14 protein-coding genes are annotated in these 11,623 nt (G+C 63.2%); all 14 read left to right on the top strand.

Annotated features, from left to right (window positions below; translation table 11 throughout):
- The first annotated feature begins 264 nt into the window (after positions 1-264).
- The 14 genes from ATN00_RS21245 to traU are packed head-to-tail and all read left to right on the top strand — an operon-like array spanning position 265 to position 11,612.
- Positions 265-585 carry a hypothetical protein gene (locus tag ATN00_RS21245; protein ID WP_008831576.1) on the top strand — a complete coding sequence of 107 codons (321 nt, stop codon included), beginning with the start codon at positions 265-267 and terminating at the stop codon, positions 583-585.
- Between the two features lie 55 nt (positions 586-640).
- The gene (traL, locus tag ATN00_RS21240) at positions 641-931 is read left to right on the top strand and encodes a type IV conjugative transfer system protein TraL (RefSeq protein ID WP_008831575.1); all 291 of its coding nucleotides are present in this window, start codon (positions 641-643) and stop codon (positions 929-931) included.
- Between the two features lies 1 nt (position 932).
- Positions 933-1,505 carry a type IV conjugative transfer system protein TraE gene (locus tag ATN00_RS21235; RefSeq protein ID WP_062069367.1) on the top strand — a complete coding sequence of 191 codons (573 nt, stop codon included), beginning with the start codon at positions 933-935 and terminating at the stop codon, positions 1,503-1,505.
- Positions 1,502-2,314: a type-F conjugative transfer system secretin TraK gene (locus tag ATN00_RS21230; protein ID WP_062069364.1), complete on the top strand. Its 813-nt coding sequence runs from the start codon at positions 1,502-1,504 to the stop codon at positions 2,312-2,314. Before ATN00_RS21235 ends, ATN00_RS21230 begins: the two co-directional genes overlap by 4 nt.
- 3 nt (positions 2,315-2,317) lie before the next feature.
- Entirely contained in the window at positions 2,318-3,643 is a 1,326-nt protein-coding gene (locus tag ATN00_RS21225; RefSeq protein ID WP_062069361.1) for a TraB/VirB10 family protein, read from the top strand.
- Positions 3,630-4,553 (top strand): DsbC family protein, encoded by a 924-nt coding sequence (locus ATN00_RS21220; protein WP_062069358.1) that lies wholly within the window; start codon positions 3,630-3,632, stop codon positions 4,551-4,553. Before ATN00_RS21225 ends, ATN00_RS21220 begins: the two co-directional genes overlap by 14 nt.
- Positions 4,550-5,548 carry a TraV family lipoprotein gene (locus tag ATN00_RS21215; RefSeq protein ID WP_062069355.1) on the top strand — a complete coding sequence of 333 codons (999 nt, stop codon included), beginning with the start codon at positions 4,550-4,552 and terminating at the stop codon, positions 5,546-5,548. Before ATN00_RS21220 ends, ATN00_RS21215 begins: the two co-directional genes overlap by 4 nt.
- A gap of 17 nt (positions 5,549-5,565) precedes the next feature.
- On the top strand, positions 5,566-8,118 hold the full coding sequence (traC, locus tag ATN00_RS21210) for a type IV secretion system protein TraC (protein ID WP_373562038.1): 2,553 nt from the start codon (positions 5,566-5,568) through the stop codon (positions 8,116-8,118).
- A 5-nt stretch (positions 8,119-8,123) separates the two neighbouring features.
- Positions 8,124-8,471: a hypothetical protein gene (locus tag ATN00_RS21205; protein ID WP_062069349.1), complete on the top strand. Its 348-nt coding sequence runs from the start codon at positions 8,124-8,126 to the stop codon at positions 8,469-8,471.
- Positions 8,468-9,154 carry a type-F conjugative transfer system protein TrbI gene (locus ATN00_RS21200; RefSeq protein WP_231746502.1) on the top strand — a complete coding sequence of 229 codons (687 nt, stop codon included), beginning with the start codon at positions 8,468-8,470 and terminating at the stop codon, positions 9,152-9,154. Before ATN00_RS21205 ends, ATN00_RS21200 begins: the two co-directional genes overlap by 4 nt.
- Positions 9,135-9,686, top strand: coding sequence for a S26 family signal peptidase (locus ATN00_RS21195; RefSeq protein WP_062069346.1), 552 nt, complete (start codon positions 9,135-9,137; stop codon positions 9,684-9,686). The genes ATN00_RS21200 and ATN00_RS21195 overlap by 20 nt, the downstream gene beginning before the upstream one ends.
- A complete protein-coding gene (traW, locus tag ATN00_RS21190; RefSeq protein ID WP_062069342.1) occupies positions 9,683-10,321 on the top strand; it encodes a type-F conjugative transfer system protein TraW in 639 nt (212 codons plus the stop codon). Before ATN00_RS21195 ends, traW begins: the two co-directional genes overlap by 4 nt.
- Positions 10,321-10,599, top strand: a complete 279-nt coding sequence (locus ATN00_RS21185) for a hypothetical protein (RefSeq protein ID WP_062069339.1) — start codon at positions 10,321-10,323, stop codon at positions 10,597-10,599. Before traW ends, ATN00_RS21185 begins: the two co-directional genes overlap by 1 nt.
- Positions 10,596-11,612 (top strand): conjugal transfer pilus assembly protein TraU, encoded by a 1,017-nt coding sequence (gene traU / locus ATN00_RS21180; protein ID WP_062069336.1) that lies wholly within the window; start codon positions 10,596-10,598, stop codon positions 11,610-11,612. The genes ATN00_RS21185 and traU overlap by 4 nt, the downstream gene beginning before the upstream one ends.
- Positions 11,613-11,623 lie beyond the last annotated feature (11 nt).

Raw genomic sequence — 11,623 nt, 5'->3', positions numbered from 1 at the left:
TAGCAGGACCGTGGTCCCGGAGTTGGGACCGTGGTCCCGGTAGCAGGACAGCCGTCCTGAATGGGGGACAGCGGTCCCGGTAGCAGGACAGCAGTCCCCGATATGGGACCAGGGGGGCGATTCGGAGGGTCATTTCGGCCTTGTCGGAAAAGAACGTCCAGTCCCCAAGCATGTTCCTGCTTTTCCGGCTTGTCGGTGCGGTGAGGTGTTCGCCAGCCTTCTCTTGGGCGCGCTGAAATGCGCTCGATTGAAGGAGACTCTTATATGAAGACCCTGCTCAACCGCGGCGTGAGCCGTGAAGCCACCGCAGCTGCAGTCATCGGCCTCGCCGCTGCTGCCGTTGCTTTCGCCGGCCCGGCATTCGCCGGCGCCGACACCACCTTCGACACCGCGCTGACTCAGTTCACCGGCTTCCTCGAAGGTTCGGGCGGCAAGATCATCACGGTGCTCTCGCTTGCGGGCGGTATCGTCGGTCTTGCTTCGGGCCGTTTCAGCCTCGGCCAGGTCGCGATCCCGGTCGGCGTCGGCGTCGGCGCCGGCACCGGCATCCCGATCGTCACCTCGACCGTCACCGCCACGATCTGACCCGACTGCCGGCGAAGTAGCAGCTTCGCCGGCACCTTTTGGAAGGTGGCGTGGCATGGCAGCCGACAAGTATGTGATCCCCTCTCATCTCGATGATCCCGAGTTGATCGGCTTCTGGACGCTTGATGAGTTCCTCGCGATGGTTCTCCCGTTTATCTGGGGAATCCTGTCCCAACACATCGTCATCGGGATTGGCTTTGCCTTCCTGGGCTGGTGGGCTTTGCGTAAAGCCAAGGCGGGCCGGGCCACTTCGTGGTTGATCCATCTTGCGTACTGGCATCTGCCGGGCGGGTTCCCGTCGCTGCGCGCCACGCCGCCTTCCTACCTCCGACTGATGGTGGGCTGACATGGAATTTTCGTATCAGCACGCGCAGAGCCAACGCATCCTGCGCCAGCGTAATATGCTCGGGGTCACTGCGCTCGTTCTTGCAGGCATCGTCGCCCTGCTGCTCCTCTTCTCAGTCACGCGCAGCCGCGAGATCGTGCTCCAGCCCGTCCTGCGCTCGCCGCTGACGCTGTCGAGTGCGGGCGTCTCGCGCGAGTATCTGGAGCTGATGACCCGCGACACCGCAATCCTGACGCTGGATCGCTCGCCGGGCAGTCTGGATTACTGGATGAAGTCGGTGCTCGAGATCGTTTCGCCGCGCGCGCAGGGCAAGATCAAGGCGGACCTGCTGGAGATCGTCAACGAACAGCGCGGCTCGAGCATCTCGCAGTATTTCCAGATCCAGTCGATGGAGATCGATACCGCGAACCTGCGATCGACCGTCACCGGCAAGCTCAACACGGTGGTCGGCCAAAAGGTTGTCTCCAGCGACATTCGCACCTTCCAGTTCAGCTGGGAATATTCGGGGCTCTCCCTGAAGCTGATCGGCTTCGGGATGGTCCAGCCTGAAAAGAAGAAAGGCGGGCTGTCATGACACCCACCCAATACCTGATCGGCTCGGCCATCGCCGGCGCCGCGCTGTGTTCGCGCATGTGCATTGTGACCCGCACGACGGGCGCGTTGCTCATTGCTGCATCGGCAATGGGTATTTCGGCGCCTGCCTTGGCGCTGGGCGACCAGACACTGATGGCCTCGGACGGCAGCCAGGTCGAATGCAGCGCCTCGGCGCGCGACCTCACCCGGATCAGCCTTGTCGAAGACGAGTTCGCGTCGGTCTCGAAGATCAACACCGGCAATCCGGCAGACGACTTCAGCGTGGTCAACGAGCCGGTGCGCGGTGACATCTACCTGTCGGTGCCAGACGGCTTCGCCCGCCCTGCCCTGTCGTTCTTCGCGACCTCCAAGCGCGGCTACGTCTACAAGTTCATCTGCCGGATCGCAGGCGACCAGGCGGTGCAGGTTTTCATCTCGAACCCGGCGATCGCCAAGGCCGATGCCGCCGAGGCCGGGCCACGGGGCGTCCAGCAAGCCAGTTCGCAGGATCGGGCGATTGAGTTGGTGCAGGCGATGTACGGTGGTCAGATCGTCGACGGCTACGAGATGCGTCAGCGCTCACTGCGCCCCGTCTACGTGGGCGACCTCAAGGTCCAGATGATCGCGGAATATCGCGGCTCGGAAATGACGGGCCGCGTCCTGCGGATCGAGAACAAGGGCGCGCAGGAAACGACCCTTACCGAGGCCAGCGTCGCGCCGGCTTCCTCGCTAGCGGTTTCGATCGCCGAGCCGCGCCTTGCGCCCGGCAAGGTCACGACCGCGTACCTTGTCTCTCGCACCGGGAACTGAGCCATGGACTTGAAGGGTATCTTCTCGCGCTCGCGTAAATCGCTCGATGGCCCCGAGGGCGGTGAGGGCGTTTTGCCTGTCGGCAATGAGCTCGACGGCAACACCGAGACGCGCCGCAAGCAGCGCATGCTTCTGAGCGGTGTTGCGCTGGTCGGCGTCGTCGCGGCCAGCATGTGGATCTTCTCGGACAACGGGAAGGTCGCAGGACAGGCCGACGACAAGATCGAGGACGTCCAGGTTTCGACCAAGGATCTGATCAACCGCAACCTTTCCGAGCAGGAGTGGATGGCGCAGTCGGAGAACCGCTTCCAGAGCCAGGAGAACCAGCTCAAGTCGGTCGGGGGCACCAACGCCAAGGTCGCGCAACTCTCCGAGCAGATCGAGGCGCTACGCGCGCAGAACCAGTCGATGACCGCTGATGGCCAGCGCGTCGTCAGCGCCTACCAGACCGAGAATGAGCAGCTGCGCCGTCAGATCAATGAGCGGGCGACGCCAGTGGCGCCGCAGCCCGGTCCCGCCGCTCTCTACGGCCCGGGCTCCCCTACCTATCAGCGTCCTGACGCTGGTGGCGGCGCTGGGCCGGATGTGCCCCCCGTCCGGTCCAGCGAAGTCAAAATGGTGTCCTTCACCAACGCCGACACGGGCAACGCCAAGAAGGTCGAGAAGGGCAACACGGTCTACACCGATAGCCCGAACTATCTGCCGCCCAACAGCTTCGCGACGGCCAAGGTGATTGTCGGCGTCGATGCCGCCGCAGGCGTGCAGAGCCAGACCGATCCGCTTCCGGTTGTCCTGCGCGTTACCGGCCCTGCGCGGTCGGTGCTGCAGAATGGCAAGCTCCTGACGACGAAGATTCAGGGTTGCCTCATCAACGGCGCTGCGCGGGGCGAGTTGTCGAGCGAGAAGGTTTACGTCAAGCTGCAGAAGATGACCTGCCCGCAGCCGGGCGGTCGCTACGCCGTCTCCGAGGTCAAGGGCTTCATCGCCTTCGGCGGCAAGACGGGTGTTCGTGGCCGTGTCGTCAGCCGCGAGGGCAGCCTTGTCAGCCAGGCGTTCATTGCCGGTCTCGTCGGCGGCTTCGGTCGCGGCTTTGCGGCCAACTCCAACAACGCCCTGACGCAGCCCAACGTCATCGTCGATGGCAAGCGCCAGGATTTGTCGATGGGCGACATCGCGAAAGGCGGCCTTGGCGAGGGCGTCTCGCAGACCGGCGACATGGTCAGCAAGTACCTGATCGAGCGTGCCGAACAGTACCAGCCTGTCATCGAAATGCCGACCGGCGTCGATGTCGAAATCGTCTTCCTGGAGGGTGTCTATGTCCGCAACTGAACATCATGATGGCAGTGCCCAAAGCGTCGTTCCTGACCTGGACACCGAGCTGAAGCGCCCGTGGATGCGTAGCGCATTCCTCTATGTCACCTGCGGGCTCGCTTTTGTTGGAGGTGGGATCGCCACGCTGGCCTATGCGCGTGATTACATCGCGCCGCCGAGCAAAAGCGTGGCCGAATTGCTGAAAGCGCGCCTTCCCAAGACCAAGGTCACGAGCGTCAATTGCGACAAGGTCGATGGCCTGTGCGAAGTCACTGCCGGCAGCAACCTGTTCTACATCGACCGCACCGCGCGCTATCTGGTGATCGGCCGCGTCTATGACATGGAGACGCGCCAGGATCTGACGGCAACCCGCCTGCTCGAGATGAACCCGGATATGTTGCTGGGAGCATCGGCCAAGGCCAATGCTGCTGGCGCCGAGGACAATGAGCCCGCGCTTGCAGCACGGCCCGCTGCAGCCGCCAAAGCCGCCGCTGCGGCCCCTCTCCAGAAGCTCCCGCTTGGCGAACTGCCCAAGGAGGGCGCGATCGTCTGGGGCAATTCGTCGGGCAAGACGGTCACGGTATTCAGCGATTTTCGCTGCAGCTACTGCCGTGCCTTGAGCAACACGCTCTCCTCGATGAACGTGCGCGTCGTCGAGCGGCCGATCTCGGTTCTGGGGAGCCGCGACATTGCCGACAAGGTCTACTGCGCGAAGGACAAGGCCAAGGCGCTTCATGCCGCCTATTCCGGGCAGGACATCAAGGGCACCGGCCCCTGCAACACCAAGGGTCTGGATGCCAACGAGGCGTTTGCCCGCAAGCATGGTCTGGGCGGTACGCCCGTCATCGTTCGCGACGATGGCAGCGTGCTCGAGGGTTACAGGCCCAAGGAGTTCCTTGAGAACTGGCTCAAGGGAGGCCAGTCGTGATCCGGGGGCGCATCGGCCTTGCCGGCGTGCTGCTGGCCAGCGCCAGCCTCTCAGGGTGCATGTCGCTGGGCGGCAATGTGAAGGGCGATTTCGCATGTCGCGCGCCGGACGGGATCTGCGCGCCAAGCGGTAACATCGACGATCGCGCTCTCGCCATGATCTCGGGCGAGGAAGGCGATCGCATAATCGCGCCTGCCGGTCCCTATGTGGAACCGCCAGCGGAAGGGCGTGGCTACCAGAAGGCCAGCTCGCCGGTACGCACGCGCGAGCGGGTGCTTCGCATCGTCTTTCCGGCGCAGATCGACGCTTCAGGCAGGCTTCATGAACAGTCGGCGGTTCATGCGGTCGTCGAGCGGGGCGAGTGGACCGAGGCCCTGGCCGGTAATGCCGTAGCGCAAACGCCCGATGAAGTGGCGGCGTCTGCAGGGCGTGATACCCTCCTCGCTGCTGTCGAGCGCGCAGAACCGCCGATGATCGAGACGCTGGCGGTAGATCCTGATCTGCCGACGCCGGAAGCCGTCGCCATGGCACGGGCTGCTGGTAATGGCGGCGAAGTTCAGTCGCCCGATCCGGTCGGAGACATCAAGGATCAGGTCTCGCGTACCCTGACCTCGCCGCGCAGGCCAAGGGCAGCGAAGCCGGCGACCGCAAAGCCGGTTGCGGCTTCCACGCCCTCCCCTACCCCCCTACCTCAACCCCAGCGCCAGACCGAGCCCAAGCCTGTCGCGCAGGCGCCTGCCACCCCCCTCACATCCGCGTCTTCTGCTCCCGTCGTCAAAGGCGGCGCGGGCGCCGATGGTGTGGCTGCTGGACCGATGATCTCGGTGCCCCAGCATGCGACCGCGAAGGGCAAGGCCGCGATTGCCGCTGTTGAGGCTGATCCGGCGATCCGCTCGGCGCTTGGCCGGGCTGCGCCTGAAGCCAAGGCGGCCGCGAAGGATGCCAGTCCGCTGCCAGTGATGCGCGCTGGCTCGTTTCCGGGAGTGCAGCCATGAATATGTTCAGCAAGATCATGGGCACGCTGCTTGGTGACAACGCCAAGCCTGAAACCAACCGGCCCGATACAACCGTCCCCCGCCTCGTCCACTGGCTGCCCTATCGCAGCTATGATCCGAAGACACATCTGTTCTACAACAGCGCGTCGCGGGGTTTCGTCCTCGAGGCGACACCGATGATGGGGGCGAACGAGCGCACCTCGGAAATTCTGACGCAGTTTCTGTCTGAAGGCATCCCGACGCCGGGAACGCTCCAGTTCCATGGCTGGATGAGCCCGCGTGTCGGTACGCGCCTGTCGCAATGGTATCTGCCCCGGTTCATGGCTGGCAGCGTTTACGAGCGTATGGCCAAGCATCGCACCGAGTACCTGCTCGATGGCGTCTGGAACTCGCTGTCGTCGGCCGCCCCCTTCCATCTGCGCAATCATCGCCTCGCGATTTCCTATGCTACGCCGGAATCGAGCCGGGTAACGAACGAGGAAATCGTCTCGGTTCTGGAAGGGCTCACGTCCTCGCTGGAATCGATAGGCATTTATGCGCGCCCGATGGACCCGCAGGCGCTGATTGCGTGGATCGACGATATTACCTCGCCCACGACGGCACCGGGCGATGACAACATCATCTACAACCCATTCGATCCGATCGCAGACCAGGCTGTGCGGCACGATCTGGAGATGAAGATCGAGCCTGATCGCATCCTGCTGCGCACCGAGCGGTTCCGACCCACCGGCAAGACTGTCGATGATGCGCCCGAGATCGGGGAAATCTACCCTGACGTATTCGACGTGCGATCCTTCTCGGTGCGCAACCTACCGCAGCGCTGGGCGCCGTGGGACATGGCTAAGCTGATCGGCGATATGTTTGCTGACAAGCTGCGCATGCCCTGCCCTGTGTCGACGAACCTGTGTCTCGATTTCCCTGACGCAGAAGCCTCGAGCATGCGTGCTTCGCGCAAGTTCATGCGCACGACCAGCCTTGCTGATTCCAAGTCGGCGCGCATGCTTCCCCAGCTGAAGGAACAATCGCGCGAATGGGAGTTCGTGAAGGATGAGCTTCGGCAGGGCCGCAAGCTGATCCAGGCGTTCTACTCGGTCACGTCCTTTTCGCCCAAGGGCAAAGGCGATGCCAACGAGCGCGTTCTGAAATCGGTGTACCGGGCAGCCGGATGGGATCTGCTTGACGATCGCTATCTCCAAATCCAGGGCCTTCTCGCCGCGATGCCGATGACGATGGCCAATGGGCTCTCGTTCGATCTCAAGAACATGAAACGATTTCGCTCGATCCTGACGACGACGGCGGCGAGCCTCGCCCCGATCCAGGGGGAATATCTGGGTAGCGAAGTCCCGCATCTCATGCTGATCGGGCGGCGCGGGCAGCCCTTCTTCTGGTCGCCCTTTGAGAACAATTCGGGCAACCACAACGTCGCGGTGTTCGGCAAGTCCGGCTCGGGCAAGTCGGTGGCGCTGCAGGAACTGTGCTCTGCCCTGTGCGGTGCCGGCGCCAAGGTGGTGGTAATCGACGATGGCCGCTCGTTTGAGCATTCAGCCAAGCTGCAAGGCGGTGCCTTCGTCGAGTTCACCATGTCCTCGGGGTTCTGCATCAACCCCTTCTCGATGATCGACGCCGAGATGGCGGAGCAGGATGAGGACTACCTCATGGACTGCTTCGCGATGCTCAAGTCCATCGTCAACCAGATGGCCCGGCACGTCGACAAGCTCAATGACACCGAGCGCGGCCTGATCGACGGAGCGGTCAACGAGGTCTGGAGTGCGAAAGGTCGCGGCGGATCGATCGACGATGTGATCGCAGCGCTGACCGAGACCGGGAATCCGCTCGGTGTTGATCTCGGCATCGCCATGCGCCCCTTTTCTTCCAGCGGCACCTATGGTCGCTTCTTCCAGGGCGATGTCTCCTTCGAGCTGAAGGCGAACCTGACGGTGTTCGAACTGTCGGACCTGTCCTCACGCGAGGAACTGCGCTCGGTGGTGCTGACCGCGATCATGTTCATGGCGTCGCAGATGATGCGCCGTGTCGATCGCTCGATCCCGAAAGCCCTGCTGCTCGATGAAGCGTGGCAGATGCTCAAGGGCGGTTCGATGGCAGATTTCATCGAAGCCTATGCCCGTACCTGCCGCAAGTATGGGGCCTCGCTGGTGACGGCCACCCAGAGCCTCAACGACTACTACAAGTCCGACGGATCGCGCGCGGCGCTGGAGAACAGCGACTGGTCGGTCATCCTCGCGCAGAAGGAGGAGACGATCAACGACTTCAAGCGGCTCGGCCGTTTTGACATGGACGATCACACCGATGCGCTGGTCCGCTCGCTCAAGCGTAGCGGCATCGAATATTCGGATGTGTTCATCAAGGGGCCTGACATGCAGGCAACGGGTAGGCTCGTCCTCGATCCCTATTCCGCGACTGTCTTCTCGTCCTCGCCCAAGACCTTTGCGATGATCCACGATCTGCTCGGTCATGGAGTTTCCATGGATGAGGCGATCGAGCGGGTCGCATTCCCCAACAACCCTGAAAAGTGGGGCGGCGACGACGCTGTTCCCATCGCAGCGGAGTAAGCGACATGGCCAGCATCAGCGTGCAACGTAAGGCTCGGCAGGAAGGCGGAGCCGGTCTTCGGTTCCTTCTGTTCGTGCTGCTTCACACGGTCGGTTTTCTCGCCGTGACACTGCTGATGACCTGGGGCGCCTTCGTCCTGTTCTTCGTCGCGATCGGCGGGTTCAGCCTCGATGGCATGATGCACCAGCTGGCCAATCTCTCGAGCCGCTACGTCGCGGCCGAAGCGACCCGCATCGCTGATTTCAAAGTTCTCGTCGCCGTGCTGCACCTCGTTGTCGCCGGTGTGATCGTCTTTTTTCGCCGGCACGCGATCGTGCCGCGCGACACTTTGAGCCTGGAGCAAGGCGCATGAGCGAACCGACCTGGAATAACTCGATGGAGGCAGAGAGCGAGGCTCTTGGCGAAGCTGCAGCTGCGCCCTCCCCCTCTTCTGCAGCTGCTCCTGCTGGCCCGGCGATTGCGGTCGCAAAGCCGCGTAAGACGGTCTTTGCCGGTTACACGGCAGGCCAGTTGGTGGTGGGACTGGCGATCATCGTCATGCTGATCTGGGGCATGTGGGTGACGCGCGCGATCATGGAGCCGCCGCAGAAGATCGTGAAGGCCAACCTGTCGGCCATTGTCGGTGACTATGTGCAGGCGCAGGCCCGCAGCGCCAGTCCGCCCCAGGAAGTCGAAGCGGAAATGCGCAGGTTCATGGCTTCGCTCGATGGCGAGCTGCAGCGGCGCAGTGCATCGGGCCAGGTCATCCTTGTCGGGGAAGCGGTGCTTTCCAAGGGCGTCGAGGACATTACTCCGCATGTGATGAAGGCCGTCTATGCCTCGGGCGTGAAGCGGCCAAAGCCCGCCTCCGCAGAGGAGGTCATGCAGAGCGGAGCGGAAGGGCCCATTCCGCAGGTGCCTGTAAGGCCGGCGCCGCCGCAGGCTGCTGCTGCCCCCTCGGCATTCGGGCCGATGCCTGAACAGGCTTCAGCGGCGGCGGCACCGATGGTCGATCCCTCTAGCTTTGGAGGGCCGTATGGCGCAGGCGGTCAGTGACGGTCTGACGATCGGGGACAAGCCCAAAGGCTGGCGGCCGAACAAGCGCCTGTGGGGCGCGCTCGGCCTCTTCATCGCCGGCAGCATCGCCTATTCCGCCATCTGCGATTGGCGCGACACCCATGGGCTGCTGATCAACACCTCTGAATCGCTGCCCAATTGGGCCTTCGTGATCCACAAGACGGCGACGCCGCAGCGCGGTCAGTACGTCTTCTTCGTGCCGCCTGCAGATCCGCTGGTGATCCGTCATTTCGGCGCGAAGAAGCAGATGTTCGGCAAGATCGTCTACGGCATGCCGGGTGATACCGTGGCGCACCGCGGGGCAGAGGTTCTGGTAAACGGCCGCGTTGTCGGCCGCATGAAGCCCCTGACCCGGTTCGGAGAGCCGCTTGCTGCGGGCCCTACCGGCACTATCCCGCGCGGCTGCTACTATGTCGGAACGCCGCACAAGGATGGGTTCGACAGCCGTTATGCCGCGATCGGCTACGCCTGCGCGAAGAAGATCGTCGGTGTCGGGGAGGCGATCCTGTGAAGCGTCTTTTCGAAAACGGCTCGCTCATTCTCCTTTGTGCCCTGACGTTCTCGTCGGCGGGACAGGCAAGCGATCACGGCGTCGTCGGCCAGACGTTCCCGATCATCGAGACCGATCTTCTCTCGGTGATCGAGCAGCGCCTGACCAAGCTGCAGGCATCTGGCGGCATCGACCGGATGAATGCCGAGTTCGCTCGGCGGGCCGAGGCCAAGGTTCGTCGTCCGACGCCGGTTGCGGGCATCACGCCGGCAACGCAGGCGCGGGTTTGGGCCTTCGATCCAACGATCGTCATCGAGAAGGACGTGAAGGACCAGAAGGGCAACTATGTCGCCCGCGCAGGGCAGACGGTGAACCCGCTGGATTTCGTGGCCATGCATCAGGCCCTCGTCTTCGTCGATGGTGACGACAAGGCGCAGATGGAATGGGCGACCAGCCAGTATTCCGACCTGAAGGCCAAGATCATTCTCGTGTCGGGCTCGCCGATCGAGGAGATGACCGCGCGCAAGCGCCGCTTCTACTTCGACCAGGAGGGCCGCCTGACCGGCAAGTTCGGGGTGCGCCACACGCCGGCAGTGGCCGAGCAGGATGGCAAGGTCATCAAGGTCTCCGAGATCAAGCTGAAGGGGGCAAGCTGATGCCGCTGTGGCTCGACTTGCTGAGAACGCCGATGGCAGCGCCAGAGACGCCGAGGCTCAAGACCATGCGCCGTACCTTTCAGGTGCTGTGCATCCTGTGCGCCCTGACCGTGGCGTTCGTCTCGCCGCTGACGGCAATCATTGGCCGTTTCGCGCCGATTGGCATCGCCGCGCTTCTGATTTCGACGGCCGTCTACACGGCTTTCTATGTGGTTCGGAAGAACCGTGCCGATCAGGCCTGGCTTGATGCGGCGACGTCTCAGGAGACGGCATCATGAAATCGCTGCGCTGCCTCATCGCGATCTTCGCGATGTTCTTCGCTTCGGCCATGCTCGCCCCATCGGCGCAGGCGCAGTCGCGATGCACCGGCAAGTTCGTGAACCCGATCACGGATGTTTGCTGGTCATGCCTGTTCCCGCTTTCGATCGGTGGCCTGAGCATTTGGCCGAGCACGCGCCCCGATACGAACAATCCCAGCCTTCCGATCTGCGCCTGTGGCAGCCCGATTCCGCGCATCGGCATCGCAGCGGGCTTCTGGGAGCCGGTTCGCCTCGCTGACGTCTCGGTGAAGCCGTGGTGCTTCGTGAACCTTGGCGGCATGAAGATCGCGCCGGGCTTCGACATCGGCCAGGGCCAGTTCACGGGCCCTTCGCAGGTCGGCGGCCAGGCGCAGAACACGTCCAAGTGGCACGTCCATTGGTACGTCTATCCCCTCCTCTACTGGATGGAGATCCTGACGGACTTCCTTTGCTTCGAGCAGGCATCGTTCGACATTGCCTACATGACCGAAGTCGACCCGCTCTGGCAGGACGACACGCTGACCACGATCATCAATCCCGAGGTCGTGATCTTCGCCAATCCGATCGCCAAGGCTGCCTGCGCCGGTGACTGCATCGCCGCGACCGCCCGCCTCCCGCTCGATGTGACGTTCTGGTGCGCCGGTTGTCAGGGCTCGATGTACCCGATGAACGGCAACATCTCGTCCTCGATCGGCCATGTGCAGGCATCGCGCCTCGCCCTCTCCCGCTTCGCTTTCAAGATGCACCGTCAGGGCCTCGCTTGGGGCACGATGGGCAGCAAGGGCATGTGCGACAAGTACCTGATGCCGGTGCTCAAGAAACAGCAGTACCGCATCCAGATGACCAATCCGATCCCGACAGTGAGCGGGAAGATGGGTTGTTCGCCGATCGGTGCTTCGACTTTGCCGCCCCAGACTGGCCGCTCCTACCCCGTCCAGGGCGAGGACATGGGCTACCTCGTCTGGCGCAAGCGTAACTGTTGTGTGCTCTAGGAGACATATCC

Source organism: Sphingobium baderi (assembly GCF_001456115.1).
GTDB lineage: Bacteria > Pseudomonadota > Alphaproteobacteria > Sphingomonadales > Sphingomonadaceae > Sphingobium > Sphingobium baderi_A.
Note: the sequence above shows the minus strand (reverse complement) of the source record. Positions and strands in the feature narration are given on the sequence as shown.